The organism is Streptomyces sedi (assembly GCF_006335015.1).
GTDB lineage: Bacteria > Actinomycetota > Actinomycetes > Streptomycetales > Streptomycetaceae > Streptomyces > Streptomyces sedi.
On record NZ_VDGT01000002.1, the window covers coordinates 279,530 to 306,075 of the forward strand.

At 73.0% G+C, this 26,546-nt stretch carries 26 protein-coding genes and 1 tRNA gene; 13 read left to right on the forward strand and 14 right to left on the reverse strand.

Translation table 11 applies throughout. The features are described from left to right. Positions 1–120: 120 nt before the first annotated feature. Positions 121–642: an SgcJ/EcaC family oxidoreductase gene (locus FH715_RS04115; protein ID WP_139640743.1), complete on the forward strand. Its 522-nt coding sequence runs from the start codon at positions 121–123 to the stop codon at positions 640–642. A 115-nt stretch (positions 643–757) separates the two neighbouring features. Then, positions 758–1,507, forward strand: coding sequence for a class I SAM-dependent DNA methyltransferase (locus FH715_RS04120; protein ID WP_139640745.1), 750 nt, complete (start codon positions 758–760; stop codon positions 1,505–1,507). Here the strand turns inward: FH715_RS04120 and FH715_RS04125 are convergent. Beyond that, positions 1,489–2,718, reverse strand: a complete 1,230-nt coding sequence (locus tag FH715_RS04125; RefSeq protein WP_139641026.1) for an MFS transporter — start codon at positions 2,716–2,718, stop codon at positions 1,489–1,491. The genes FH715_RS04120 and FH715_RS04125 overlap by 19 nt on opposite strands. Continuing rightward, positions 2,715–3,914: a ferric reductase-like transmembrane domain-containing protein gene (locus FH715_RS04130; protein WP_139640746.1), complete on the reverse strand. Its 1,200-nt coding sequence runs from the start codon at positions 3,912–3,914 to the stop codon at positions 2,715–2,717. Before FH715_RS04130 ends, FH715_RS04125 begins: the two co-directional genes overlap by 4 nt. A gap of 465 nt (positions 3,915–4,379) precedes the next feature. Here FH715_RS04130 and FH715_RS04135 point away from each other — a divergent pair, with 465 nt between their 5' ends. Then, positions 4,380–4,895, forward strand: a complete 516-nt coding sequence (locus FH715_RS04135) for a hypothetical protein (protein ID WP_139640748.1) — start codon at positions 4,380–4,382, stop codon at positions 4,893–4,895. A 51-nt stretch (positions 4,896–4,946) separates the two neighbouring features. Here FH715_RS04135 and FH715_RS04140 read toward each other — a convergent pair whose 3' ends face one another. From FH715_RS04140 to selD, 8 genes are all read right to left on the reverse strand, one after another. Beyond that, a complete protein-coding gene (locus FH715_RS04140) occupies positions 4,947–5,426 on the reverse strand; it encodes a GNAT family N-acetyltransferase (RefSeq protein ID WP_139640750.1) in 480 nt (159 codons plus the stop codon). A 97-nt stretch (positions 5,427–5,523) separates the two neighbouring features. Then, positions 5,524–5,991 (reverse strand): hypothetical protein, encoded by a 468-nt coding sequence (locus FH715_RS04145; RefSeq protein WP_246108538.1) that lies wholly within the window; start codon positions 5,989–5,991, stop codon positions 5,524–5,526. A 117-nt stretch (positions 5,992–6,108) separates the two neighbouring features. Further along, positions 6,109–6,285 (reverse strand): hypothetical protein, encoded by a 177-nt coding sequence (locus tag FH715_RS28045; protein ID WP_170184619.1) that lies wholly within the window; start codon positions 6,283–6,285, stop codon positions 6,109–6,111. Between the two features lie 2 nt (positions 6,286–6,287). Then, positions 6,288–7,208 (reverse strand): peptidoglycan-binding domain-containing protein, encoded by a 921-nt coding sequence (locus FH715_RS04150; protein WP_139640755.1) that lies wholly within the window; start codon positions 7,206–7,208, stop codon positions 6,288–6,290. Beyond that, positions 7,208–7,744, reverse strand: a complete 537-nt coding sequence (locus FH715_RS04155; RefSeq protein WP_139640757.1) for a hypothetical protein — start codon at positions 7,742–7,744, stop codon at positions 7,208–7,210. The genes FH715_RS04150 and FH715_RS04155 overlap by 1 nt, the downstream gene beginning before the upstream one ends. Positions 7,745–7,746: 2 nt before the next feature. Beyond that, on the reverse strand, positions 7,747–8,400 hold the full coding sequence (locus tag FH715_RS04160; RefSeq protein ID WP_139640759.1) for a MauE/DoxX family redox-associated membrane protein: 654 nt from the start codon (positions 8,398–8,400) through the stop codon (positions 7,747–7,749). A gap of 7 nt (positions 8,401–8,407) precedes the next feature. Further along, on the reverse strand, positions 8,408–9,112 hold the full coding sequence (locus FH715_RS04165) for a hypothetical protein (protein ID WP_139640761.1): 705 nt from the start codon (positions 9,110–9,112) through the stop codon (positions 8,408–8,410). 218 nt (positions 9,113–9,330) lie between these two features. Then, complete coding sequence (selD, locus tag FH715_RS04170; RefSeq protein ID WP_139640762.1) at positions 9,331–10,335, reverse strand: selenide, water dikinase SelD; 1,005 nt, start codon at positions 10,333–10,335, stop codon at positions 9,331–9,333. A gap of 160 nt (positions 10,336–10,495) precedes the next feature. Between selD and FH715_RS28050 the strand changes: the two genes are divergently transcribed. Together FH715_RS28050 and FH715_RS04175 are read left to right on the forward strand one after the other, a co-directional pair. Continuing rightward, positions 10,496–10,591, forward strand: a tRNA-Sec gene (locus FH715_RS28050). Positions 10,592–10,757: 166 nt separating this feature from the next. Continuing rightward, entirely contained in the window at positions 10,758–11,633 is an 876-nt protein-coding gene (locus tag FH715_RS04175; protein ID WP_139640764.1) for an alpha/beta fold hydrolase, read from the forward strand. 25 nt (positions 11,634–11,658) lie between these two features. Here FH715_RS04175 and FH715_RS04180 read toward each other — a convergent pair whose 3' ends face one another. Continuing rightward, the gene (locus tag FH715_RS04180; RefSeq protein WP_139640766.1) at positions 11,659–13,347 is read right to left on the reverse strand and encodes a serine/threonine-protein kinase; all 1,689 of its coding nucleotides are present in this window, start codon (positions 13,345–13,347) and stop codon (positions 11,659–11,661) included. A gap of 172 nt (positions 13,348–13,519) precedes the next feature. On the opposite strand from FH715_RS04180, the gene selA reads away from it, so the two are divergent. After that, positions 13,520–14,845 (forward strand): L-seryl-tRNA(Sec) selenium transferase, encoded by a 1,326-nt coding sequence (gene selA, locus FH715_RS04185; protein ID WP_139640768.1) that lies wholly within the window; start codon positions 13,520–13,522, stop codon positions 14,843–14,845. Then, positions 14,842–16,653 (forward strand): selenocysteine-specific translation elongation factor, encoded by a 1,812-nt coding sequence (selB, locus tag FH715_RS04190; protein WP_139640771.1) that lies wholly within the window; start codon positions 14,842–14,844, stop codon positions 16,651–16,653. The genes selA and selB overlap by 4 nt, the downstream gene beginning before the upstream one ends. Here selB and FH715_RS04195 read toward each other — a convergent pair. Then, positions 16,646–17,179: a hypothetical protein gene (locus FH715_RS04195; RefSeq protein ID WP_139640773.1), complete on the reverse strand. Its 534-nt coding sequence runs from the start codon at positions 17,177–17,179 to the stop codon at positions 16,646–16,648. The genes selB and FH715_RS04195 overlap by 8 nt on opposite strands. A 263-nt stretch (positions 17,180–17,442) precedes the next feature. On the opposite strand from FH715_RS04195, the gene FH715_RS04200 reads away from it, so the two are divergent. Both FH715_RS04200 and FH715_RS04205 read left to right on the forward strand, forming a co-directional pair. Continuing rightward, positions 17,443–18,006, forward strand: coding sequence for a TetR/AcrR family transcriptional regulator (locus FH715_RS04200; RefSeq protein ID WP_139640774.1), 564 nt, complete (start codon positions 17,443–17,445; stop codon positions 18,004–18,006). Positions 18,007–18,087: 81 nt separating this feature from the next. Next, positions 18,088–20,331, forward strand: a complete 2,244-nt coding sequence (locus FH715_RS04205) for an MMPL family transporter (RefSeq protein WP_139640776.1) — start codon at positions 18,088–18,090, stop codon at positions 20,329–20,331. Positions 20,332–20,633: 302 nt separating this feature from the next. Here the strand turns inward: FH715_RS04205 and FH715_RS04210 are convergent, their stop codons facing one another. Continuing rightward, positions 20,634–21,233, reverse strand: coding sequence for a TetR/AcrR family transcriptional regulator (locus FH715_RS04210; RefSeq protein ID WP_139640778.1), 600 nt, complete (start codon positions 21,231–21,233; stop codon positions 20,634–20,636). A gap of 101 nt (positions 21,234–21,334) precedes the next feature. Here FH715_RS04210 and FH715_RS04215 point away from each other — a divergent pair, with 101 nt between their 5' ends. The 4 genes from FH715_RS04215 to FH715_RS04230 all read left to right on the forward strand — a co-directional run bounded on the left by FH715_RS04215 (position 21,335) and on the right by FH715_RS04230 (position 25,170). After that, on the forward strand, positions 21,335–22,456 hold the full coding sequence (locus FH715_RS04215; protein ID WP_139640780.1) for a zinc-binding dehydrogenase: 1,122 nt from the start codon (positions 21,335–21,337) through the stop codon (positions 22,454–22,456). Then, positions 22,453–23,055 (forward strand): NADPH-dependent F420 reductase, encoded by a 603-nt coding sequence (locus FH715_RS04220; RefSeq protein WP_139640782.1) that lies wholly within the window; start codon positions 22,453–22,455, stop codon positions 23,053–23,055. The genes FH715_RS04215 and FH715_RS04220 overlap by 4 nt, the downstream gene beginning before the upstream one ends. Positions 23,056–23,159: 104 nt before the next feature. Continuing rightward, positions 23,160–24,287, forward strand: coding sequence for an alkene reductase (locus FH715_RS04225; RefSeq protein ID WP_139640784.1), 1,128 nt, complete (start codon positions 23,160–23,162; stop codon positions 24,285–24,287). 65 nt (positions 24,288–24,352) lie between these two features. Next, a protein-coding gene (locus FH715_RS04230; RefSeq protein WP_170184620.1) for an IS5 family transposase occupies positions 24,353–25,170 on the forward strand; the annotation gives its coding sequence in 2 pieces (ribosomal slippage) (positions 24,353–24,695 and positions 24,695–25,170; 819 coding nt in all). A 154-nt stretch (positions 25,171–25,324) separates the two neighbouring features. Here the strand turns inward: FH715_RS04230 and FH715_RS04235 are convergent. Continuing rightward, entirely contained in the window at positions 25,325–26,290 is a 966-nt protein-coding gene (locus FH715_RS04235; RefSeq protein ID WP_139640786.1) for an aminoglycoside phosphotransferase family protein, read from the reverse strand. Positions 26,291–26,546 lie beyond the last annotated feature (256 nt).

The window sequence follows — 26,546 nt, forward strand, 5'->3', positions numbered from 1 at the left end:
AGGCGGCCGAGAAGGGTAAAGGGATGTCAACTTCCCGTTGGCGCAAACAAGTAGAAGCTTTGCCCTCTTCGGTGGCTTGCTTGTCCTTGTTTTGACCATGCACAAGCAACATTTGACCGCATGAAGACCCTTCATCGCACCCGAGCGGTTCAGGCCATCCTCGCCACGGCCGCCGCGGGCACTCTGCTGACCGGGGTGGCGGTCGCCCAGTCCGGCGGCGACTCCGAGAGCGCCCACCACCCCGCGCCCGCCGACGAGCAGGAGATCCGCGACCTCTTCGAGGACTGGAACGACGCGCTGGCCACCGGCGACCCGGAGGCCGTCGCCGACCTGTACGCGGGGAACGCGGTCCTGGAACCGACGCAGTCGAACGTCATACGCACCGACCGCGACGGCATCGTCGACTACTTCGAGCACTTCCTCGCCCAGCAGCCCGTCGGCCAGATCAACGAGTCCTATGTCGAGCTCCTCGGCCCCGACGCGGCCGTCGACTCCGGCGCCTACACCTTCACGCTGACCGATCCGGAGACCGGGACCGTCGCCGACGTCGCCGCCCGCTACTCCTTCGTCTACGAGCGGGACGAGGCCACCGGTGAGTGGAGGATCGTCAACCACCACTCGTCGGCGATGCCCGAGGGCTGACCCTCCCACCGCGGGGAAACGGGCGGGTGGGCCGGGAACTTCCCGGGCCACCCGCCCGACCTGTGGGGTGCGACGTCGTCGCGCGACCACGGAGCCGACCGGAGAGGAACCCACGATGGACCCCCTGCGCCCGGATACCTACGGCGAGTTGAACGCCGACGTGTACGACGAGTGGCACTCCGCCAACGACCCCACCGACGCCGTGCGCGGGCTGGCCGAGCTCATCGACGAGGGTCCCGAGGGCCCGGTGCTCGAACTGGCCGTGGGCACCGGGCGCGTCACCCTCCCGTTGGCGGCGCGCGGCGTCGAACTGTGGGGCATCGACGCCTCGGAGGCGATGGTGGAACGCCTCCGCGCCAAGCCGGGCGGCGACCAAGTGCCCGTCACCATAGGCGACATGGCGGACGTCGAGCCCGAGACCGACGCCTCCTTCGCCATGGTCTTCGTGGTCTTCTCCACCTTCTTCTTCCTGATGTCCCAGGACGAGCAGGTCCGGTGCTTCGCCAACGTCGCCCGCCGCCTGCTGCCCGGCGGGCGCTTCGTGCTGGAGTGCCCGATGCCCGACGTCGCGCGCTACGACCGTGACCAGCGGGTCGCGGCGCACCAGGTCGGGCTCGGCCATGTGCGGCTCACCGCCGTCCGCCACGACCCGGTGGAGCAACGCTTCGAGGGGCAGCACGTGTTGATCACCGAAGGCGGCATCAAGTTGGCACCCGCGTTTATGCGCTACGCCTGGCCGAGCGAACTCGACCTGATGGCCCGGCTGGCCGGGCTCGAACGCCTTCACCGCTGGGGCGGATGGCACCGCGAACCCTTCCGGGGCGAGGGCGAGTATGTGACGGTCTATCAGAAGCCGTCCCGCTGAACGGGGTTGGTCGAGCCCGGCCGACGGCGCCGGGCCAGCCGACGGCCCAGCAGCAGCGCCAACGGGGGCAGCGCCACGCACTGCGCGGCGGCGCTCAGCCAGAACGCCTCGGCGGCGCCCGCGCGTTCGAAGGCCCCGTACAGGGCGCCGCCCACCACCCCGCTGAGCAGCGCGCCGACGCCGACGGCCAGTCGCTGCTGCCCGAAGGTGACGGTGACCGATCGATCGGAGAGCGCGATCGCCTCCAGGTCGTTCTTCAGAAACAGCACCGCCGTGCCGAGGCTCAACGCGGCGGCTCCCGCCGCGATCCCCACCGGCCCCCCGGTGGCGAACGCCCCCAGCCCCACCGCCATGCAGCCGAAGCCGACCCCCATCGCCGCCGTGTGCCGGACCGCTCCCACCCGGGAGGCCAGCAGCGGCTGGAGAACGGCGAGTCCCAACGAGTAGCCCATCATGACCAGTCCATAGCCCGTGGTGGGCAACCGGCCAGTCACATAGACCGACAGATACTGGTAAAACTGCATGTAAAGGTAGTGGGTGACCACCGTGACCGTGAACGGCACCCACGCCAGTCCGCGCAACATCCGGCGGAACGGCTCGGCCTCCGGGGCGCGCCCCGGCTCCGAGTCCGGCCGCAGCGCCAGATGGCCGGCCGCGAGCAGCGTGTAGAGCACGCTGGTCACCCCGAAGAGCAGGCTCGGTCGATGCAGGAAGAACGCCCCGGCGACCGGCCCCAGCGCGATGCCGAGGTTCCCCGCCGCGTTGCCCGCCGAGACCAGCCGGGGCCGCTCCGCCGCGCCCCCCGTCCGTACCATTGCGGAACGGAAGGCGGGCGAGTAGAGCGCGCCCGCCGCACAGCTCAGAAAGAGCCCCACCACCGTGAGCGCGGGGACCCGCACCCCCGCCAGATAGGTCAGCGCGCCGGCCGTGTACAGCGCGGTGGCCAGCACCAACGCCCGCCGCAGCCCCATGCGTTCGGCCAACGCCGCCGTGAGGGGCGCACTCGCGAACTGCACCAGCGTGGCGACGCCCAACACCACGCCGACCGCCGCCATTCCGACGCCCAGCCGGTCCCGTAGCAGCACCGCAAGATACGGATAGACAGCGAACGTGCCGACGTTGACCAGGAACCCGCCGACCAGCAGGGCGAGCGGGGAGCCGGAGAGCAGGCGCCCAGGGCCTGGCGCCTCGGCCGCCGCGCGCGGGCTCAGCGCGGGTCGACCGGGCTCGGCGAACGTTCCCCGGTCTCCGTCCCGGCCCCCGTCTCCGTCTCCGTCCCGTCCCCGGCCACCGGCGCGGTCCCGGCCTCGACCTCTGCCTCGGCCTCTGCCTCGGTGACCGGCGCGGTCGACCGTTCGCCCGAGGGGCGCCTGGCGCGGCCACGCAGCCGCAGCACGGTGACCACGACGGCCACCGTGAAGACCAGTAGCCCTGACCAGAGCACCCACTGGTCAGGCCACGGTGCTGCCGCCGCCCCGTCCGGTGAACGGCCACCGTCCACTCCGGTGACGATGACCAGGACCAGCCCCACCAGCGTCGCCCCCACCACGATCCGCCCCGCCAGCCGCGCGCCGAACGGCACGGCGTGGTCCCTGCGGGAACGCAGCCGCTCACCCGGCCGGGCAGGCGACATCAGCCGCCACAACAGCAGCCCGGCGAGCGGGAGTTGAAGAGCCCACACCATGGTGCGGAACGGCCCGTCGAACCACGCCTGGCTGGAGTAGAGCAGGGTGTGCCAGATGGACAGGATGTAGACCACGATGACGAACCGGTGCAGCGCCAGCCAGATCCGGGAGCCCGTGCGGTTACGCAGATAGAACGCCAGGCCCAGCGGCAGCGCCAGATAGAGCGCGAGCAGCCCGACGAGTATCGCGACCTGCCCCGTCCCGGTCGCGTAGCCGCCCGGCACGAACGAGTCGACGAACGCGGTCCACACGCTGCGCCCGAACGACCAGCGGGTCTGGTTGTCCCTGATCTGGTCGGTGAAGAAGAAGAACGCGTGCATGAACATCAGCCCGATGGTGGTCAGGCTGGTGGTCCTGTGCCACTTCTCCAGTCGCGTCGCGGACAACCAGCGCCAGCGCGGTCGCGGCCCGGAGCGCATCAGCCCGAAGACAACGGTGATATACGCCCACAACATCGCCGACCAGCCGAACGCCTGGCACATCCAGTACATCCAGTACTTGTCGGCGTCCGCCAACATCGGCATGATCTTGACCGTCGCCGAGGCGCCGCTCTCCACACGGGCGTAGAGCAGCCAGTAGATCAACAGCGTGAGCACCAGGGCCAACGACGCGTCCGGCACCGCCCCCCGCAGATCCGCGCGCAGCCCCGCCCAGTCGAACCCGGTACGGCGCCCTCTCGCCCCCGGGGCGGAGGACGGTGCCGATTCGGAGACCTCAGCCATCACACAACTCCAGTTTCCAGTGGCACACCGCCGCGTCCCTCGGTGAAGGGCGACCGGCGGCGACAAGTGGCCCCACGCTCCCGGTCCTGAAGAATAACGACGATGTGCGCGACGGGGAAGACGAAGTGGAGGGTTCCGCAATTTCCTGGGCGCCTTACGTCGACGCGGCCCCACACCCGCCTTCGTCTGCGATGATCCCCGAGAGCGGCGACCCGCAGGGCGGCGGAGAAGAAAGAATGAGAAAGTCGGAGAAGGTCGGGAACTTTTCGGGTCCCGCATACGACGGGGGGAAATCGATAACCGCCTGAAAACGGCTCGAATGCGGCCCGGGAAGCGTTCGGTAACGGCATCCCTTTTCGTTCTCCCGTTCCCTGTGGGCCGCCGCGGCGCGCGAGATCCCGGACGGTCGGGTTGGGCCCGCCGCGGCGGGGTACCCGGCCCGCCACGGCGGAGGGAGTGAACGACGTGGCCGATTCCCACCCGGACCCCGGCCGGGCGCTGACCGTCTACCTCAACGACCACCTCGCCGGCGCCACGGCGGGCGTGGCGCTCGCCCGGCGACTGGCCCGCCACCGCCCCGCCTCCGGGACGGCCGGCGAACTGGCCGCCCTGGCGGCCGAGGTGCGCGACGACCGGGCCCGACTGCGCGCGCTGATGCGGGAGTTGGGCGTCCCGTCACGCCGTTCCCTGGCGCTCGGCGCCGCCCTCGCCGAACGGCTCGGCCGACTGAAGCCCAACGGGCGGCTGCTGCGCACGGCGGAGGCCCGCGACGTGGTCGAACTGGAGGCCATGCTGCTGGGCGTGCAGGGCAAGGCCGCGCTGTGGCGTGCCCTGGCCGTACTGCCGCGGATCGCGGCCACCGGCCGTGCGGCCGAGGTGCGGATGCTCCTCACGAGGGCCGAACGGCAGACCCACCTCCTGGAACGCCTCCGCACGGAAGCCACCCGGCGGACGCTGTCCACCCCCGAGCCCACGCGCTGACCCGGCGGCAACGCGCCTCCGCGGGTGCGCCCCCTCAGTCCCGGCGCCCGGTCACCCCTCCCCGTCCAGCACCAGCAGCACGTGCGCCTCCTCCCCCTCGCCCTCCCGACCCGCCTCACGGAAGCCGAGCCGCTCCAGCAGGCGCACCGAGCCGACGTTCCCCACATGCGGGTCGGCGTGGAGCGGCCGGTGTCGCTCCCGCTCCAGGAAGAGCGCCACCGCTCGGGTGCCGACGCCGCGCCCCCAGAACTCGCGCCCCAGCCAGTACCCGAGGAATCGGCGCTCGCCGTCCCACCAGGCCACCACGTTCCCCGCCAGCCGCCCGTCGACCGTCACCGCGCGCACGAACACCCCGGGGGCGCCCAGGACGTTGGTGCGCCAGTGCCGGAGGAACCGGTCCCGCTCCCGGGGCGGGAAGCGGGACCGCCGCGCGGCCTCCGGATCGTGCTCCTGGGCGAGGAAGACCTCCAGGTCGGCGTCCTCGACCTCCCGCAATCGCACCTCGGGTGCGTACACCGTCTGTTCGACCATGCGCCGGAGTCTGCCACGCGGCACTGACAGTCCCGCCGGGAAGCGGCCCCGACCCGGGCGCGGGCGTGCACGCCCCCGCCGTTCCCGCCCGGCCCGGCTACCAGGCGCGCAGCGCCAGCACCGTCCACGCCGCCGTGGCCGCCGTCGCCGCGCCCGTGGTGAGGAGGGGGAGGCGGCCGATCAGCCGGTCGTCCCACTCCTCGCCCGTGCCGGACGCGAACCGCAGCGTCGGGGTGGCCGCCCGTCCCAGCGCGAAGCCGAGGCCGGCCAGCAGCGCCACCCCCGCGTCGTTGGCCAGCAGCACCGCGAGGGCGAGGGCGTACGGCAGGCTCGCCGACACGTAGGTGCGGACGCCGGTGCCCATCTCGAAGCCGAACTGGAGCGCGCCGCGCGCCAGATCACGTTGAAGGACGTCCTGCGGCACCTGCCGGGCGTTCTGCGGCAGCCTCAGACGGGGAAGCAGCCCGGCGTCGCGCGCCACGGCGAGCAGCGCGAAGCCGACCGTCCCCGCCGCACGCCACCCGGTGGGGACCGGCGCGACCAGCCCGGAGGCAAGCCACAGCACGAGCGCGGAGAGCAGGGCGCCGAGCAGCAGCCCGGTGGAGAAGACCCCCAGAACGGTGGTCTGTCGGTGTACGGCCCGCCAACCTGGCGAGGCAAGCGCGTGCGCGCTGTTCCGCGTTCAAACGGAGCCGGAGAGCGAGTAGCCGGCCAACCCGCCGAGCACCGTCCAGGTCAGCACCGGCGCATACCAACTGGTTGCTACCGCGCCGAGAACCAGCACGAGGACCGGAACCGCGGGGTCGGTCGACCTGCGGCGCCACGCGGGCGTCGCCGGGCCGGCCGCGACGTCGTCCAAGGTCAGGCCCCGCCGACGAGGGTGCGCCAGGTCTGCTGGCCGACGATGCCGTCCACGGTCAGTCCGGCGCCGCGCTGGAACTCCCGCGCGGCCTCGGTGGTCAGTGCCCCGAACGCGCCGTCCACGGTCAACGGATAGCCGTGCTTGACCAGTTGACGCTGGGCCGCGCTGACGGCCTCGCCGTTGTCACCCTGGCGCACGGTGACGACCAGATGGGTCCAGGTGGTCGGGTCCACGGTGCCGTTGGTGGTCAGGCCGGAGGCCTCCTGGAAGGCCTCGACGGCGGAGGCGGTGTTCGGGCCGAAGATCCCGTCCGGCTCGGTGGTAAAGCCGTGGTGACTGACCAGATGTTGCGCGGCGTGGACGTCCGGCCCCCGCGAGCCGTCGCGGAGCGTCGGCCAGGTGACGGTGCCCTCGCAGCCGCAGTCGGTCGTCCAGCGGCAGATGGACCGCACCCAGCCGGACCCGGAGTTGAAGTAGCCGTCGTGGCAACGCCGTTCGATGCCGCAACCGCAGGCACCGCAGGCACCGCTGAACGCCCACAGCCAGCCGTCGTAGGAGCCGGAGTAGCACTGGTTGGGGCGCAGCGTCCAGGTGACTCCGTCGTTGCGGTGGAAGCCCTCGTACTGACCACTGGTCTCGCAGGCGGCGGCGTGCACGGTGCTGGGGCCGCAGCCGGGAGAGCAGTCGTGCTCGGACGCGTAGGAGGGGCAGTCGCCGGTCCAGATGTCGTAGCCGTCGGCGTACGCCTCCCTCGCCGGGCCGAAGACGCCGAGCGTGGCGAAGCCGACGACGGTGGCCGACTGGAGGACGGTGCGCCGCCGCGGGGCGAAGCTCGGCAGCGAGGAGACGCGGGGGCGGCGCGTCGGGCGGTCGGCGCCGCCGGCGCGGCGCAGCTGGGGAACCTGGTCGAGGCTGGTCATCACGCGCTCCTCGGCTGGCTGGGTCGTTGGGGTGCGGCGGAGGCGAGCAGTTCGCGCAACGCCGCGGCGGAACCGAGCGGTTCGCTCCGCATGACATGGCCGGCGGGGCCGACGAGGACGGCGAACGGGGTGGCGATCGCGTCGTAGGCGGTGAAGAGGTCGGGGCGCCGCTCGGTGACGGGCACCCCGGCGGCGTCCGCCGCGTCCGTCGAGGCGGGGGCGTCGCCCGCGTAGACGGCGCGCACGGCGGGTGCCGTGCCCGGTCGGCCGGCCTCGGCCAGCACCTCGGCGCAGGTGCGGCACTCGGCGCTGAGGAAGAGCAACAGGGTCTCGCGGCCCTCGGCGAGCACGTCGGGGGCGAGGAGCTCGTCGGCGTGCGGCGCGCTGCTGCCGGGGGCGACGCCCAACCGTCCGGGCGCGCGGACCGGTACGCCCCTGGAGAGCTGGTAAACCTGCCTGACCAGTCCGGAGACCACCAGGGAGAGCAGGGCGATGGCGACCCAGGAGAGGATCAGGGCGCTGGTGGTGAAGTCCACGGTCAGTGGCCTCCTTCGGCGGCGGTCAGGCGGCGGGCGGCGGACGGGGGAGGAGCCTGGCCGCTGTGACCGCTGTGACCGCTGTGACCGCCGTGGCCGCCGTGGCCGGCGCGGTTGTCGTGCCGGGCGGCGTCCGGGGCGACCATGGCGGCGGGCAGCGTCCACAGCAGGGTGGTCAGCGTGGTGGCCGCCAGCGCCACGACCGTCCACCGCGCGGCGCTCTCCGGCGGTGCGGCCCGCCCCGCGGTGAGCGCGGCGCCGAGCAGCGCCGACCCGGCGAACGCCCAGGCCCGCCCGACGACCCAGCCGCTGAGCGGCACCTCGGTGCGCGAGCAGCCGCAGGGGCCACCCCGACCACTGGTCAGGGCGCGGCGGGTGTAGAGGGCGTAGCTGGTAAACAGCGCCGTGGCGGCGGTCAACACCGCGGTCAGCGCGCCCCGTTCACCGGTCAGCAGGGCGGCGGCGCCGCCCAGCACGAGCAGCGTCTCGGCCGTGGTGACGGCCCTGGCGGCCGGCGGTACCGCGCGGCGCGGCAGCAGACCGTGGGCGGTGAGCGCGTCGGGGAGCGTGCGGGGCCGGCTCAGGTGCGCGGCGCAGCCGGCGAGCAGCGCCAGCAGCGTCACTCCGGCGGCGACGGAGGCGAGCAGGGTGGTCACCCGGCGCTCACCCGGCGGTCCGCAGGTCGAGCCCGTCGACCAACGTGGGGACGCGTTCCACCGTCGTGTCGGCGAGCGGCACGATGGTCGCCCACACCTCGGACGAGGAGAGTACGAAGAAGGGGCGGCCGTCGGAGAGCGTGTCACGGAACAGCTCGCCGGAGGGGACCGACGCCCCTTGCCAGGGCGGGAGTTGCACCGTGTGTTCGCGGGTGGGACGGCCGATCTCGACCAGGCCGAGCGTGGGCACCTCCTTGACCACCGTCGCCGGCCGGGCCAGTCGGGCGCCGGTGGAGGCGTCGGGGGTGAGGGTGATGCCGTCCTGGTGCTCCGCGATGCCGAGGGCGCGCAGCAGCAACAGCACGTCGGTGAGCCGGGCGCGGTAGAGCCGGGTGATCAGGCTGAACCGTCGGCCTTGCCAGCTGACCAGTGTCGGGTTTTCCACCTGTTGCGACTGGGCGTCGTACTCGCTGGTGGTGGCGGTACGCAAGGTGCCGCCCTGGAAGGAGAGTTCGCTGTCGAAGGTGGTCACGCCGAGGGAGGCGGCCACCGATTCGGCGAACTCGGCCGGTCCGGCGGTGAGTTCGTGGAGTCGGCCGTCGACGACGACCTCCACGACAGAGGTCGCGGGACGCGTCAGGTCGAGGTCGGCGGCGAGTCGGTAGGCGACGCCGTCCAACGCGCGGTGCTCGACGGCTGCGGATGGCGCCACGTTGATCCTCCCGGAGGCGGTGCGTCGTTGCCCCAAGTCCGTTATCCCGGACGGGCGTTGACTCTACCCGTGTTGAATGACGGTGTACAGACAATGACGGTCGTGGGTGCGGAGCGCCCCTGCCGGCTCCTCACCGGGGCCCATCTGCCGGCTCCCCACCCGGTCCCCTCCCACCCTCCGCACGACGGTCGGCCCCTCCACCCGCTGGCTCAACGCCCTCAACCCCGCACGACGACGGGCGCCTCCCCGCGAGGCAGCACCTCACCGACCACTGGATAGCCGGGCACCTCACCAGCGAGCAGCAGCCCGCCCGAGGTCTGGGCATCGGCAAGCAGCAGCCGCTCCACCTCGGCCAGTGCGCCGAACTCCGCGTGGGGAGCGACCCAGGCGAGGTTTCTGCGCGAACCGCCGCTGACAAAGCCGTCCACCGCCGCCGCGCGCGCGTCAGCGAGGAACGGCACCGCCGCCGCGTCGAGGGCCAGCGTCACCCCGGAGGCGCGGGCCATCCGGTAGGCGTGCCCGAGCAGCCCGAACCCCGTCACATCGGTGCCCGCCCGCACTCCCGCCCCTACGGCCGCGAGTGAGGCATCCCGGTTCAACTCGGTCATCACGGCCACCGCCTCGTCGAAGACCGTGCCGGTCGCCTTGTGCCGCGCGTTCAACACACCGGTGCCCAACGGCTTGGTGAGCGTCAGCGCGCGGCCCGGCTCCGCCGCGTCCAGCCGCAGCATCCGCGCGGGGTCGACCATCCCGACCACCGACATCCCGTACTTGGGCTCCGGGTCCGTCACGCTGTGCCCGCCCGAGACCTGGCACCCCGCCGCGTGGGCCACCTCGCGCCCGCCGCGCAACACCTCGGCCGCCAGCTCCATCGGCAGCGTCTCCCGCGGCCAGGCCAGCAGGTTGATCGCCGCCCAGGGGGTGCCGCCCATCGCGTACACGTCGGAAAGCGCGTTGGCCGCCGCGATCCGCCCCCAGTCGAAGGCGTCGTCCACCACCGGGGTGAAGAAGTCGGCCGTGGTGACGATCGCCCGTTCACCGTCCAGCCGTACCACCGCCGCGTCGTCCCCGCCGCCGTCGAGTCCTACCAGCAACTCGGCCGCCGGCTCCTTCGGTCGGCTCGCGCCACCACCCAACGTGGCGACGAGCGTGTCGAGTTCACCCGGCGGAATCTTGCAGGCGCAGCCTCCGCCGCCCGCGTACTGCGTCAGTCGAACGGTCATCCGCCGGACGCTACCGCCGAACGGTGGAGCGAACCAGAGGAACGTGACGGTGCGGCCGAAAGCCGAGGCCGACCTGTCAGGTGACCGGTGAGATGACCGGTGAAGTGACCAGTAGGGCTGGGTGATCGGCGAGGCCGGCCAGCGAAGTACACTGCGCGGCGGAGGCGGGCGGGTGCCTGGTGGCCCCCACGGTCTTCAACACCGATGCGGCCGGGAACCCCGGTCGGGTGGGTTCGATTCCCATACGCCTCCGCCAGGACGCCGCGCGAACCCGGGGGCGTGACATCCGCGTCGCCCTCCCGCCCCGCGCCCCCGGCACCTGGCCGGCCGGTCCCGACGAGCGTTGACGAAGCCGAGCGCGTCCCCGCCCTGGTTCCCGACCAGCCCCGCACTGGTCACCCCCCATGGGCGATCATGGGTAGATGACCAGCTATACCACTGCCCCCACACGGCTCGGCGAGACGCGGCTGCCCGACGGACGGACGCTGGGCTGGGCCGAGTGGGGCCCCGAGGACGGCGTTCCCGTCCTGCTCTGTCCCGGTGCGGCCACCAGCCGCCGACTCGGCTTCGGCCCCCAGGCCGTGGAAGCCCTCGGGGTGCGCCTGGTCTCCGCCGACCGGCCGGGCCTCGGAGCCTCGTCCCCCGCGCCGGGCCGCACGTTCGCCGACTTCGCCGAGGACATGCGACGGCTGTCCGAGGAACGCGGGCTGGGCCGCCCCGCGGTGGTGGGCAACTCCCAGGGCGCCCCGTTCGCCCTCGCCTGCGCCGTCGAGGGGGTCGCCCGCGCGCTGGCCGTCGTCTCCGGCGCGGACGAGGTCGCCGCCCCCGAGTTCGCCGACGCCCTCACCCCCGAACTGCGCGACCTCGTCACCCGAACGGAGCGGGCACCGGCCGACGCCGAGGCGTTCTTCGCCGGACTCGGCCCGGACGCGATGTGGGGGATGGTCATGGGCGGCAGTCCGGACTCGGACCTGGCCGTCTACCAGCGGCCCGAGTTCGCCGCCGCCTACCGCGCCGCGCTGGACGAGGCGTTCGCCCAGGGCGGCGCCGGCTATGCCCGCGACACCGTGCTGGCGATGGGACGTTGGCCGTTCGCGCTCGACCGGATCGGCGTGCCGGTCGACGTCTGGTACGGCGCGGAGGACACAGGACACTCACCCGACAACGGCGCCCGGCTCGCCGCCCGGATGCCCGGGGCCCGCCGTCACGTCGTGCCCGGGATCGGCGGCGCCGTGCTGTGGACCCACGCCGAGGAGGTCCTCGCCACGCTTGTCGGTAGGAACGAGGACAACGCGTAGGGCGCCGGCCACTGGTCAGCAGTGGTCAGCTGATCTCCCACAGCACCCAGCCGTTGGCCATCGGATCCCAGTCGGGCTTCCAGTAGACCAGTGTCGGGTCCTCGTCCGCGGGGACCGCGGCGATCACCCAGAAGTCCGCGGTCTCCCCGACCGGCAGCACCTGATCCTCGTGCCGCCCCTGGAACTCGCCCCGACCACCGTCGACGCCGAACGCGTACCTGCTGCTGGCCGTCGGAACGGAGCCCTCGTCAAAGGTGGTAAACGTGCCAAGGTGGCCAACCCACCCGTTGGATTCCACCGTGAGCGCCTGACCACCGAGGTTTTCCAGTGAGACGTGCAGATAGACGGGCTTGAGGCCCTCCGACTGGACTGGGCCCATGATGTCGGCCGACAGCTCACCGGGCTCGCCCGACTCGACCTGGTCCACCGTGACCGACAGCGCACTGGGCCCGGGACCTGTCCAGTCATACGGAACAGCCTCGCTGGAATCACCCAGTTCATACCGGTAGACCCCGGCCTCCTGGACCCGCACTCCGCCGATCTCCTCGGCCGGCTCCTCTTCCTCGGGGGAGGACTCCTCGGCGTCCTCCGGGGGAGACTCGCTCACCCCGGGCTGGTCACCGCCCTTCGCCGAATCCTCGTCGTCGGAAGAGGAACTCAGCGCGTACACCGTGACGGTGACGATCAGCGCGGCCACGGCGACCCCCGCCGCCACCGCCGGCCAGTGGCGGCGGCCGGGCGGAGGACCGGGTGCGGGCCCGGGAGGGGGAGGCGGCGGACCCGAGGTCATGGTCGGCGGATGCGGGGGAGCGGGGAACGCCCGCGGGGGCGGCGGCGGGACGTGCGAGGTCACCGTCGACGGCGGCGCGCCGCCGGCCAGGGCCGCGCCCAACAGCGCGTCCGCCCCCTCGCCCGACGGACGCGCCGCCGGGTCGGCGACCAGCAGCGCCGTGAGCACCGGCTCAAGCGCCCCGGCCCGCGTCGCGCGCGGCGGCCCGTCGAGGACGGCGGCCAACGTCGCCATTGCCGTCGACCGGCGCAGCGGGTGCACGCCCTCGACGGAGACATACAGCAGCACCCCGAGCGCCCACAGGTCGGCCGCGGGCCCGCCGTCGCCGCCCCTGATCAGCTCGGGCGCCAGATACTCGGGCGAGGGAAAGGAGTCGGAGCCGCCGGACACCTCGGCCCGCCGGGCGCCCTCGGAGAGAAAGCCGGTGAGGACCGCGCCGCCCTCCGCCCTCAGGACCACGTGCTCGGGCCTGACATCGCCGTGGCGCAGCCCCGCCGCGTGCGCGGCCCGCAACGCGGAGAGCACCTGGCGCCCGAGCGCGGCGGCCTCCGCCGGCGCCAACGGCCCGTCCGCCAGACGGTCGGCGAGGGTCCGCCCGACGACCCGTTCCATCACCATCCACAGCGCCGAGTCCTCGCGGTCGACGGTGAGATGGAGAACGGTCGCCACGTGCGGATGCCCCAGCCCCGCCAGCGCTCTGGCCTCCCGCAGCGCACGTTCCTCCGGCGGCGACGCCTCGGTTCCCGCCCCGGCTTCCGCTCCGGCTTCCGCGCCGCCGAAGGGCACCCGCTTGGCCACGACCTCCCGCTGGAGATCAAGGTCGCGCGCCCGCCACACCGCGCCCGACGCTTCTTCTGAGCTGACCAGTCGCTCAACCAGTTGGAAGCGGCCGTCTATGACCCGCTTGGCGTCATCCCCGTCCATGGCGAAAGCCTAACCACTGCGGCCCACGCCGTTGAGGGAACGTGCCGCGGCTGAGGGCACTGGTAAGCACCGGGAGCTTCGCATAGGTTGGGGCCGCCGCTGCCGCAGCCGCACGGCGTGGATCAGTGCCGGAGCCCGGGCGACGGGCCCGTTTCCCCGGGGGGAGGCCACGTTGACCGACGCGCGACGCCGCGTGCCGCGCACCGACATGCTGCTGCGCGATCCCCGACTCGCCGCTGCCGAACGGACGTTGGGCCCGACGCTGATCCGCAGGGCGGTCACCGAGGCCCAGGAGCGGGTGCGTGCCGGCGAGTTGCCACCCGAACGCGCCGCCGAAGCCGCCGTCGCCGCCCTGCCACGTTCCGCCACCACCCTGCGGCCGGTGGTCAATGCCACCGGCGTCCTCGTCCATACCAATCTCGGCCGCGCGCCGCTCTCCCCGGCCGCGGTCGAGGCGCTGCTGGTCGCCTCCGGAACGACCGACATCGAGTTCGACCTGACCAGCACCGCCGCCCGCCGCGCCCGCCGGGGACGGGGCGCGCTCGCCGCTCTCGCCGAGGCGGTACCGCGCGCCGAGGCCGTCCACGTGGTCAACAACAACGCCGCCGCTCTCGCGCTCGTCGCCACGGCGCTGGCCGGCGGCAGGGAGATCGTCGTCAGCAGGGGAGAACTCGTCGAGATCGGGGACGGATTCCGGCTGCCGGAGCTCCTGGAGTCCACCGGGGCACGGCTCGTCGAGGTCGGTACCACCAACCGCACCCACCTCGCCGACTACGCCCGCGCCATCGGCCCCGCCACCGGATGTGTCCTGAAGATCCATCCGTCGAACTTCACCACCACCGGCTTTGTCTCCTCCGTACCGATCGCCCAACTGGCCGGCCTCGACGTTCCGTTGATCCATGACATCGGCTCGGGACTGCTGTCCCCGCACCCCGCGCTGCCAGCCGAGCCCGACGCCTCGACCTCGCTGGCCGACGGCGCCGACCTGGTGACCGCGAGCGGCGACAAGCTGCTCGGCGGGCCGCAGGCCGGGCTGCTGCTCGGCCGCCGCGACCTCGTCGAACGGCTCCGCACCCACCCGCTCGCCCGCGCGCTGCGTGTCGACAAACTGACGCTAGCCGCCCTGGAAGCCACCCTGCTCGGCCCGCAACCCCCCACGCGACAGGCCCTGTTGACCCCGACCGCCGCACTGGCGACCCGCGCGGCCACCCTCGTCGACCGGCTCACGGCCGGGGGCGTCGACGCCGACGCCCACGCGAGCGAGGCGCGCATCGGCGGCGGGGGAGCACCCGAAGTGGTCCTGACCAGTGCCGCCGTCGCGCTGCCCGCCGCGCTCGCCGCCCCCCTGCGCGCCGGCCGTCCGGCCGTCGTCGGCCGCCTGCACGGTGACCGACTGCTGCTCGACCTGCGGACCGTTCCGGAGGGGGAGGACACCACCCTCCTCGCCGCGATACTCGCGGCGGCGACCCCTCCCGCCGCGACGGAGCCCACGCCGTGACCCCAACCCCCCACGCTGGACTGGTCGTCGCGACGGCCGGCCACGTCGACCACGGCAAGTCCACCCTGCTGCGCGCACTCACCGGCACCGACCCCGACCGGCTCGCGGAGGAACGCCGCCGCGGCCTCACGGTCGACCTCGGCTTCGTCTGGACAACCGCGCCGGACGGCCGCCCGCTCGCCTTCGTCGACGTGCCGGGGCACCACCGCTATCTGGCCACCACCTTCGCCGGCGTCGCCACCGCGCCCGCGGTGCTGCTGGTGGTCTCCGCCGACGAGGGCTGGCGCCGACAGACCGACGAACACCTCGCCGCCATCGACGCGTTCGGTATCCGCTCCGGCATTCTCGTCATCACCCGCACCGACCTCGCCGACCCCGAGCCGGCCCGCGCCCAGTCGGCGGAACGCCTCGCCCGCAGCGGCCTCGGCGAACTCCCCGCCGTCGCGGTCAGCGCCCGCACCGGCACCGGCCTCGCTCAACTACGCGCGGAACTGGGGGCGTTGGCCGCCAGCCTGCCCGCCCCCGACGTCGCGGCACCGGTAAGGCTCTGGCTGGACCGCGCGTTCACCATCGACGGCTCCGGCACGGTCGTCACCGGCACCCTGACCGCCGGCACCCTCTCCGTCGACGACACCCTCCGGCTGGCACCCACCGACGCGCCCGTCCAGGTCCGCGGGCTGCAGAGCCTCGGCCGCGATGTCCCCCGGATCACCGGTCCGGCCCGGGTCGCCGTCAACCTCCGCCGTATCCAGGCAGACCAACTCGGCAGAGGAAACGCCCTGTTGACACCGGAGCGCTGGTGGAACGCCACCACCGTCGACATTCGTCACGACCCGGTCGCCCCCGGGCCCGCCGGCGCCTCGGCCACGCCCCGGTGGCTGCCCGCCGAACCACTGGTCCACTGCGGAACGGCAGCGACCAGTGCCCGGCTGCGACCACTTGGCGAGGACACGGCCCGACTCACCCTGCACACCCCTCTGCCCCTGCACGTCGGCGACCGGCTCCTGCTGCGTGACCCCGGCTCCCGGCTGCTTCTCGGCGCCACGGTCCTCGACCTCGACCCGCCCCTGCTCACCGGTCGGGGCGCGGCGGCCCATCGCGCACGCCGCCTCGCGGCCATCACGGAACCGACCGACCCCGCCGTTCGCCTGGCGGCCACCGGGCTGGCCCGGCGCCACCAACTCGCCGCCATGGGCTATGCGTTGCCACCCCCGGGTGACCACTGGCTGGTCGACCCCGCGCACGCCGAACGCCTCACCAGCGTGCTCGCCGAGGCCGTCCGCGACCACGCCGCCGTCCATCCCGACGACCCGGGGCTGCCGCTGGCCGCGGCGCGGCGGCGGCTGCAACTCCCCGACGGGGTACCGCTGTCGACGTTCACCGGCCCGGGCCTCGTGGAGCGCGGGGAACGCCTCTACCGCGCGATCGACGCCGAACGGTTGCCGCCGGCCGTGGCCGCCGCCCTCGAACGGCTGCTGGGGCACCTGGCCGATGCCCCGTTCGCGGCCCCCACTCGTCAACGTCTGAACGAACTCGGCCTGAGCGGCGCGGCGTTGGCGCTCCTGGTGCGGCGCGGTCGGCTGGAGCGCGTCGGCGCGCTGTATCTCGCCCCCGGGGCGACCACCCGGGCCGGGGCCCGGCTGCGGGCGCTGCCACAGCCGTTCACGGTGGGGGAGGCCGCCCGGGCGCTGGGGACCAGCCGGCGGGTGGCGATCCCGCTTCTGGAGGCGTTGGACGCCGCCACCCTCACTCGACGCCACCCCGACGGTCGCCGCACCGCGCGGGACCCCGTTCCCTACCTCAGTTGAGGTCCGTCCACCCGTACGTCAAGAACTCCTTGTCGCCGACCGCGATCGGCATCCCGGGGAGCGGGTCGGGGTCCGCAGGGTCCACGAGGAGCAGCGGTTCCTCGTGTTCGTCCGGGGTCGCCAGTGGTTCGGTGAGTGGCGGCAGGTGCGCGACGGCGGTTGCCCAGTCGATGGTGTAGCTCCTGCCGTGGTGGAGCGCGGGCAGCGGCTCTCCGTCCCCATCGCCCACGCACAGGTCGGCCAGGGTGCGTGTTTCGCCGTCGACACACCGGGCGTGGAGGTGCGGGCCGAGGTCGATGCCGTGCGTCAGCGTGCCTCGTTGGACCACCCAGAGACATACCAGTTCGCCGATGCCCGTCAGGGGGCTTCCCTCGGAATACCGCTCCGCCAGCACCCGGCGGAGCTCGTCGGGGTCGGTGGACAGATAGCCCTGGTCGAAGGAGTGCGGCGCGGGTATGTACAGGAACTCCAGCAGGTAGTAACTGCGCAGCACCCCGTCGAGGTCCTCCTCTGACAGATGTGTCAACACGTCCTCCGGAAGAACGAGCGCCCGACGGTCGGGAGCGCAGTCTACCGGCGCGCTCCGGTCGGCTCGGACGCCCCCGTGCGACCCGGCGCCTGCCCCCGTGCGACCCGATGCCCCCGGTCTGCCGCGGCCCGGGAGCGGGGATGGGAACGGGAGGTGGGGGCGTCGCGAGAGGGCTGGGGGAGGGTTGAGCGGAAGCGGAGTGAACCTTGTCACTGACCGATCGGTCAGTGCTGACCGATCGGTCAGGTTACGGTGGGGGCATGGCCCGCCCCTCAGCCGCGCTCCGCGGCCGCATCCTGGACTCCTCCCGGCGCCTCTTCTCCGAGCGCGGCTACGAGGCCACCTCGTTGCAGGAGATCGCCTCCGACGTGGGCTGCTCCAAGGCCGCGCTGCTTTACCACTTCAAGAACAAGGACGCGCTGCTCGCCGAACTGCTGACCCCCGTCGGGCAACGGCTGGCCGAGCTGCTGGAGAAGGTGGCCCCGCTCGACGGCGAGGAACTGGTCAGGACCACGGTGAACGACCTGGTCAACAGCGCGCTGGAGTACCGGCTGGAGATCCGGCTGCTCTTCGAGGACCTGCCCCGGCTGCCGGCCAGGCCCGAGCTGAACCTGCTGCCCGACAGCACCGAGCGGCTGCTCGACTGCCTGACCGGAAGATCCCGCGACCCCCGCGCCAGGGTGGCCGCCTCCATGGTGCTGGCCGGGGTCGCCCTGACCGTGAGCGCCCGCGACGAGGCGCCCGTCGGCGGCGACGGCTCCGACGCCGACCTGCGGCACGGCCTGGTCGAGGCCGCCCTGCGGGCCCTCGGCCAGGACCTCTGATCCCCGGCGCCCGCCTCGCCCCCGGCGCGGCCGTCGGGCCCGCATGACACCGCACGACCCTCCCCTCCGAAGGAAGACCTCATGGCTACCCTCCTCTACCGGCTCGGCCGCGCGGCGTTCCGCCGCCGCGGACGCGTGGTCGCGGTCTGGCTGCTTCTGCTGGGCCTGCTCGGCGGCGCTGCCGCCGCGTTCAGCGGAACGATGACGGACGACTTCACCATGCCGGGCACCGAATCCCAGCGGGCGATGGACGCGCTGGAACGCGACTTCCCGCAGGCGTCCGGCGCCGCCGGCACCGTCGTGGTCGCGGCCCCCGAGGGCGAGACGCTGGAACAAGCCGACCTCGCGCCCCTGGTCAGGGAGGCGGCGGACATACCGGGCGTCGTGGCCGCGATGGACCCCTTCGCCACCGGCGCCGTCTCCGAAGACGGGCGCTTCGCGTTGATCCAGACCCAGTTCGACAGCGTCGTCGCCGACATCACCCAGGAACAGACCGACGCGTTCCAGCGGGTCGGCGCCGACGCCGACGGCCTGCGGGTGGAACACGGTGGTGAGGTGGTCACCGCCCAGGCGGGTGTCCACGCGGGTGCGACCGAGGTCATCGGCGTGGTGGTCGCAGCGGTCGTGCTGGTACTTACCTTTGGTTCCCTGGTAGCTGCCGGGATGACCCTGTTGAACGCGCTGATCGGCGTCGGCGTCGGCATGGCCGGGTTGTTCGCGCTCAGCGGCTCCGTCGAACTCAGCTCCACCGCCCCGATCCTCGCGCTGATGCTCGGCCTGGCCGTCGGCATCGACTACTCGCTCTTCCTCGCCTCCCGCTACCGCCAACTCCTCACCGAGGGGGTCGCCCCCGAGGAGGCCGCCGGCCGTGCCACCGGCACCGCGGGATCGGCCGTCGTCTTCGCCGGCGCCACGGTCGTCATCGCCCTGTCCGGCCTGTCCGTCGTCGGCATCCCCTTCCTGACCGTGATGGGCCTGGCCGCCGCCGCGACCGTCGCCGTGGCCGTCGTGGTCGCCCTCACCCTGCTGCCCGCGATACTCGGCTACGCCGGTGACCGCGTGCTGCCCCGCGCCCGGCGCGGCGGAACGGCGAACGGTCGCGCCGACTCGACAGACGCCGACGCGGCGCGCCACGCCGACGCCTCCGACCGCGCCGACGCCTCCGACCGCGCCGACGTCTCCGAGTCGACGGGGCAGCGGTCCGACCGCGGCGCCGGCTTCGCCTGGGGCCGACTGGTCACCCGTCTCCGTCTTCCGCTGCTCCTCGTCGGGGTGGCCGGCCTCGGGCTGCTCGCGCTGCCGATGCAGGACATGCGGCTGGCGCTCCCGGACGCCTCGACGGCGGCGGAGGACAGCCCCGAGAGGCAGGCTTACGACCTGACCACCGAGGGCTTCGGCCCGGGTTTCAACGCCCGCCTCGTCGCCGTCGTCACCGGAGACGACCCCGCGGCGACCGCCCGGGCCGCCGAGGAGGCCGCCGGCGTCATCAACGCCACCGAGGGGGTCGTCGCGGTCACCCCGCCGCAGCGCAACGAGACCGGTACCACCGCGCTGTTGAACGTCACGCCGGCGACCGGTCCGACCGACGCCGCGACGGAGGACACCGTCCACGCGCTCCGTGACCAGGTCGCCGACATCGAGGGCGCCGACATCGCCCTGACCGGCACCACCGCCGTGGGCATCGACGTCTCCGAGAAGCTCGCCGACGCCCTGCCCGTCTATCTGCTCCTGGTCGTCGGGCTGTCCTTCTTCCTGCTGATGCTGGTCTTCCGCTCGGTCCTGGTCCCGCTGAAGGCCGCCGTCGGGTTCCTGCTGACCGTGGGCGCCACGTTCGGCCTCACCGTCGCCGTCTTCCAGGAGGGGCACCTCGCCGAACTCATCGGCCTGGATACCACTGGTCCACTGGTCAGCTTCCTGCCGATCCTGCTCATCGGCATCCTCTTCGGACTGGCCATGGACTACGAGGTCTTCCTCGTCTCCCGGATGAGGGAGGACTACGTCCACGGCCACGCCCCGCGCCAGGCCACCATCAACGGCCTGGGACACAACGGCCGCGTCGTCACGGCCGCCGCCGTCATCATGATCTCCGTCTTCGCCGGCTTCGCGCTCGCGGACGACCCGATCATCAAGTCGATCGGCTTCGCCCTCGCCGTCGGCGTGCTCATCGACGCCTTCGTCGTGCGCATGACCCTGGTGCCCGCCGCGATGGCCCTGCTGGGGCGCGCCGCGTGGTGGCTGCCGCGCTCGTTGGACCGCGCGCTGCCCGACCTCGACGTCGAGGGCGAACGGCTCCAACGCCAACTGGCCGGCGACCGCGCCGAGTAGCACCCCCGCCGGGGGGCGTCCCCACGCCCCCCGGACCTCGGCTGTCCTCCCCCCGAACGTCGGCCCCGAACGGGGGGTAGCGACCACCTGCCACCGGTAGCGACCACCTGTCACCGGCGCCAGTCACTGGTCACTGGTCACTGGTAGCGACCACTGGTCACTGGCCACCAACCACCGGTACCGACCACCGACCACCGGTACCGACCACCTGCCACTTACCACTTCCCACCTACCACCGGCGGCAGCCACCTGCGGTGAAGCTGACCAGTTGGTGGGGACAGGACAGCCACTCACCCCATCAGTCAGTCGAGAGCGTGGGCGCGGCACGTCCGCAGGATCTCGCCGGACAGCTCGGGCTGGACATCACGCACGGCTCGGGCCAGGGCCATTGCCCCCACGAGCCGGCTGAGCAGCAGCATGGCGCGGTCCCGTGCCTCCTCCGGGGAGATCTCCCCCTCCCGCTCACGGGCGAACTCCCCGGCGAAGCCCGCGAGATACCCCTCCACGCCGGCCGCGTAGGCGTTCTGGACCGTGTCGCTGTGCCGTCCGGCGTCCGTGACCAGGGAGGCCGAGGGGCAGCCGCCGTCCGGGGCGTCGCGGTGGGTGACCGAGAGATAGTCGTCCACCACCCGCCTCAGCGGAGGGCCGGCCGGGGCGACGCCTTCCCCAAGGGTCTGGTCCAGGACGCCCAGAGAGGCTTCGAACGAGGCGCCGCACGCCTCGGCGGCCAACTCGTCCTTGGAGGCGAAGTGGTTGTAGAAGCCACCGTGGGTCAGCCCCGCCTCCTTCATCAGTTCGGCGATGCCCACGGCGTCGAACCCCTGCGAGCGGAACATGCGCCCTGCCGCCTCGACGATGTTCTGCCGGTTTCTGGCCTTGTCTTCCCTGGTGATGCGCGGCATGGCGGCCCTCCCGCGTCGGTGGCGTTTGACGTTTTCGATGTTACCCCTCATCATTTTTTGATGTTGCCCATCATCAAAATAGGTGGAGAGGTGGAGGTGCCATGCGCGCCGTGGAGTACACCCGACATGGGGAAGCCGCGCAGGTGCTGGCGCTGAGGGAACGGCCCCACCGGCCGGTTCCCGGCGTCGGGGAGATCCTGGTCCGCGTCCTGGTCCGACCCGTTCACCGGGGGGATCTACTCGCGGTGGAGAGCCCCCCGGACCCCCCGGGCTCCCCGCGCCCCCCGGCACAGCCGGAGCAACCCGTGCAACCGGAACAGCCAGGACAGCCGGAGCAACCACAACAGCCGGAACAACCGGAACAGCGGGCGGAGGCCCGGATCCCCGGAGTGGAGGGGATGGGCGTCGTCGAGAGCGTCGGAGCGGGCGTGCACGCGCCGCGCCCGGGGCAGCGGGTGGCGTTCTTCCCCGTGCGGGGAACGTGGAGTGACTTCGTCGTGGTCCCCGCCGCCCTCGCGGTGCCGGTGCCGGACGGGGTCAGCGACGAGACCGCCTCCCTGATGCTCGTCAACCCGCTGACGCTGCGGATGCTTCACCGCGCCCTGGAGGACGCCCTGCGCGGGCAGCGCGGGACCGTCGTCCAGACCGCCGCCGGCTCTTCCGTCGGCAGGTTGATCAGCGCCGCCGCGGTCCGCCACGACCTTCGGCTGGTCAACCTCGTGCGCGGCGACTCGGGTGCCCACAGGACGCGGACGCTGTACCCCTCCCAGCCCGTGGTCGTGACCCGCGACGACGACTGGCGGGAGCAGGTCCGCCGGCACGCCGGCGAGCGGGGCGTCCGGGTGGTCCTCGACAGCGTCGGCGGTGCCATGACCCAGGATCTCTCCGCGCTGCTCGCGGAAGGCGGAACCCTCATCTCCTACGGGCAGTTGGGGTCCGGCACCACGCCGTTGGAGGCGCTGCCCCTCATCGCACGGGCGCTGACGGTGCGGGGCGTGTCGGTGCTGCGCTGGCCGGGCCTGGCGCCGGAGGAACGGGCCAGGGACGTGGACTTCGCCCTGGACCTGGCGCGAAGGACGCCGGAGCTGCTCGAAGTCGCCGCCAGCTATGACCTCGCCGACTTCAGGGCCGCCGTCGAGCACGCCCGCCGCCCGGCCAAGAGCGGAACGGTACTGCTCACCACGGCGCGGACGGCCGCATCGGAACAGGGGGGCGCCCGATGAGGATCGGAACGCTCGGAGCCGGAACGGTCGCCCAGGCCATCGCCCGGCACGCGATCCGACACGGCCACGAGGTCGTGCTCAGCAACAGCCGGGGTCCCGCGTCCCTGGCCGGGCTGGTCGAGGAGCTCGGCACGCGCGCGACAGCCGCGACCCCGGCGGAGGCCGCCGCCGCGGACCTCGTCGTGCTGGCGGTCCGCTGGCCGCAGATCCCCCACGCCGTCGCCGAACTGCCCCGCCTGGACGGGACCGTCGTCGTCGACGCCACCAACCAGTTCGCGTCCCTCCCCCCGCACCCGAGGATCGCCGACCTCGGCGACCTCACCGGCAGCGAACACGTGGCGTCCCTGCTTCCCGGCGCGCGCGTGGTCAAGGCGTTCAACGCCCTCCACGCGCGGTACCTCGCACCCGATCCACGGCACGACGCGGGCCGGCAGGTGCTGTTCCTCGCCGGCGACGACGCCGACGCCAAGGACACCGTCAAGGGCCTCGCCGCCGAGTTCGGCTTCGCCCCCGTCGACCTCGGAGCGCTCCGTGAGGGAGGACGCCTCATCCAGCTCGGCGGCCCCCTGTCCGCCCTCCACGCCCTCCAACAGGACTGATCCACCCACCAGTTCCCCCTCGCGGCGCGCCCACCCACTTCGCCGACCCACTTCGCCCTCCTCTCATTCAGGAGGAGCGCCCTCCGTCACGAAAAGAGACCTCCATGCCCGACCCGACCCCGGTACCCGAAGTCCAGCCCCTCCTGCGGCCCGTTCGACTGGGCGCGCTCCGGCTGCCCAACCGCGTCGTCATGGCGCCCATGACGCGCGCCAGGGCCGACAACGAGGAGCTGGCCCCCACCGCCCTGCACGCCGCCTACTACGCGCAACGCGCCGGCGCCGGCCTGATCGTCAGCGAGGGGACCTGGGTGAGCGCCGACGCGATCGGCTTCGTCCGCGTCCCCGGCATCTACACGGAAGCCCAGATCGCCGGCTGGGCCCGGACCACCGAAGCCGTGCACTCTGCGGGAGGCAGGATCGTCTCGCAGATTGGCCACGTCGGCGCCGCCTCGCACCCGGACCACCACGGCGGGAGGCTCCCCGCCGGCCCCTCGGCGATCAACCCCCAGGAGACGTCCTTCACCCCCGACGGCCCGAAGGACTCCCTCACCCCGCGGGCCATGACCGCCGCGGAGATCGCCACCACGATCGACACCTACCGGCAGGCCGCCGCCAACGCCCTGCGCGTAGGGTTCGACGGCCTGGAGATCCACGCGCAGATCTCCCATCTGGTGGCCCAGTTCCTCAACCCCCGCCTCAACCGGCGCACCGACGCCTACGGCGGCAGCGCCGAGAAGCGGGCCCGGTTCCTCCTCGACGTCGTGGACGCCGTCAGCGGGGTGTGGGGCGCCGACCGCGTCGGCGTCAAGCTCTCGCCCTACTGGAACGGCGGGCCCGCCTTCGACGCGGACGCCGAGCGACTCGCCGACTACGACCGGCTCCTGGAGAGGCTCGACGACAGCGGCCTGGCCTATCTCCACCTGGTCGGCCCGGAACCCGGCACGGGAACCGACGACACCCTCACCGCCTTCACCCGCTACCGCGCCCACTACCGCGGCGCCATCATCGCCAACCTGGGCTTCACCCGGGCGAGCGGCAACGAACTGCTCGAACGGCGACTGGCCGACGCGGTCTCCTTCGGCGCCCCCTTCATCGCCAACCCGGACCTCGTCGACCGTTTCGCCCAGGGGCACCCACTCGCGGTCGCCGACCGGGACACGTACTACGCGGGCGGCCCGGCGGGGTACATCGACTACCCCGCGATGACCGCCGACCGTCCCTCGGCCCCGTGAGGCGGGCCACCGGAGTCCGACCACTTAGACCGTGTCCTACGTGGTGAGGCGGCCGTTGGGCAGGCATGGGAAGTGGTCGGTGGGGATGGATCGTCCCCGAGGGGTTATGGGAGCTGGCGCGGCCGTTGCTGCCGCCGTCGCGGGTGCGTCCGCAGGGCGGTGGCACGCAGAACAGCCCTGATGAGGACGTGTTCGCGGCGATCGTCTACGTGTTGACGAGCGGGTGCGCCTGGCGGCATCTGCCGCCGTGCTTCGGGATATCGAAGTCCACCGCCCACCGCCGCTTCCTGATCTGGTCCCGGGCGGGGGTGTGGGGCCGGCTGCACCGGGCTGTGCTCGACGAACTCGCCGCTCACGACCTGATCGACCTCTCCCGCGTGGTTCTCGACTCGGCCCACGTGCGGGCGAAAAAGGGGGCGAACATACAGGTCCGAGTCCCGTGGACCGGGGTAAGCCGGGTTCCAAGATGCACATTCTGTCCGACCGGTCGGGGCTGCCTCTCGTGGTCGGTATCTCAGGTGGCAACGTCCATGACAGCGAGGGCCTGAAGGCGATGCTGGCCGGGCTCCAATCGAGACACGATCCGGATCGCGGTCGGCACTACAAGCCGAAGAAGGTGCATGCCGACAAGGCGTATGACCGGCCTGACCTGCGGCGATGGCTGCGCGGTAAGCGCATCGGCGTCCGTATCGCCCGCAAGGGCATCGACTCCAGCGAACGGTTAGGGCGTCACACGTGGGTGATCGAGCGGACGATGTCGTGGCTGGCCGGCTACCGCCGCCTTTCACCTCGCTACGAACGCAATCCCCGCAACTACCTGGGCTTTCTCGGCCTCGCCGCCGCGCTCTGCTGCTACAAACGCCTCCGCCGCCTCACCACGTAGGACACGGTCTTAACCACCAGACCACGGTTGACCAGTTGCCCGCCGGCCGCGACTGACCAACGGTTGACCAGTGCCGGCCCGAGCAGCCGGGCCGGCCGCCATCGCGCCCGGGGCGCCATCACGCCCGGCCGGCCGCCAACGCGTCCGGCCGGGCTCAACTGCCCCGCGCGGCACGGGAGGCGGCACCCCACGGCCGAGCCAGCAGCCCGGCCAGCTCATCCGCGAACCGCACCAGCCCGGCGGCCTGTTCGCTCTGCCGGGCGATGTGGAACCCGTGGCGCCGGCCCCACAACGCCGCCTCCACGGCGTGGAACTGCGCCCAGCGGCGGGCCCGTTCGCGATCGACCTCGGCCGCGTCCGCGAACACCTCGACCGCCCGGCGGACGGCCCGGCCGAGGTCGTCCGCGTGGATGAGGGCGAGCGCGCGGGCCTTCAACAGGGTTCCCCCGTCGTAGGCGGGGTCGCCGACATAGCCCTTGGGGTCGATGGCCAGCCACGGTGCGCGTTCGGCGCGCAGGATGTTGCCGGCGTGGAGGTCGCCGTGCACCATGACCTCCGGCTGGTCATGGCCGAGTTCCCGCACGGTCGCGATGGCGGCCGTCACCGTGTGGCCGTCCATGCCGTGGGGCAACTCGTCGGCGTCGACGCGCAGTCGGGCCTCCCACTCGTCGGCCCGTGCGCTCAGCCTCGGCAGTTCGGGTGGCGCGGGGACGGCCAGCAGCCGGCTGATCCGACCGCCGACGGTGATCACCTCGTCGGTGTCCTCGACCTCCGCCAGGGAGGCGGAGTGCGCACGTTCCAGCAGCATCGCGTACCGCTCGTCGTCGCGCTCGTGGAGCAGCACGGCGCCCCGACCTGACCAGTGGGTGAACGCGTGCGGTTCATAGTCGTTGCCCGGGTGCGGGAACGACACCTTCAACACGGCCGGCTCCCCGGACGGTTGTCGCCGCACGGGAACGACGACCCCGACCGCGCCGTGGACGGTGGCGCCGTCGGGGGAGCAGCTCCAGCGTTCCAGCAGCTCGCCGACCAGGCCGGGCAGCCCGGCCAGCCAGGCGCTTCCCGCCTCGCCCTCCCGGGCGACGGTGTCCTGTGCGAACGCTTCCGGTACCTCGAACATCTCGGCACCCTATGTTCCCTGCGGCCCGCCGCGCCAAGTGCCCGAGGCCGCGCCGACGCCGGTCCCGCCGCGCCCGCCGGTTCCGCCGCGCCCGCCCCTCCCGTCCGCCGGTCCCGCCGCGCCCGTCCGCGGGGTCCCGCGAACGACGTTCGACAGCTAGCATCGCGCCGAAGAGGGCGCGGGAGCGCTCCCACGCGCTCCGTGTCCGACGCCGCTCACCTCCCCGCGACCCACCCACCCCCACCACCCCGACGGA